The sequence below is a fragment of the Pantoea sp. B9002 genome (assembly GCF_013385945.1).
Classification (GTDB): Bacteria; Pseudomonadota; Gammaproteobacteria; order Enterobacterales; family Enterobacteriaceae; genus Pantoea.
The window spans coordinates 1-379 of the sequence record NZ_JACAPA010000172.1 but is presented as its reverse complement, the minus strand read 5'-3'; the positions used below and the strand labels follow the sequence as shown (position 1 = coordinate 379).

General features: G+C 62.5%; 1 protein-coding gene. It reads left to right on the top strand.

Going from position 1 to position 379, the window contains the following annotated elements; translation table 11 throughout:
- A partial coding sequence (locus HX773_RS25710; RefSeq protein ID WP_176973837.1) for an RpiB/LacA/LacB family sugar-phosphate isomerase occupies window positions 1–379 on the top strand: 379 nt, incomplete at both ends.

Below are 379 nucleotides of genomic sequence, written 5' to 3'. Positions count from 1 at the left end.
TGGGCTACAGGCTCCAGGATTTCGGCTGCTACTCCTCCAGTCCGGTGCTTTACCCGGATATCGCGGCCACGGTCGCGACTGCCGTGAGTGCCGGGGAGCATCGCCTGGGCATCCTGATTTGCGGTACCGGCATCGGCATGGCCATTTCCGCGAACAAGATCAAGGGCGTACGTGCGGCCCAGGCCCACGACACCTATTCGGCCGAGCGTGCGCGCAAAAGCAACGATGCGCAGATCCTGTCCATTGGTGCACGGGTGATCGGTCCCGAGTTGGCCAAGAGCATTGTGAAAATCTTCCTTGAGTCCGACTTCGAAGCCGAGCGCTCCGGCCCGAAGGTCGAGCGGATCACCGCGGTCGAGGCGGCGAATAGGGCATTGAC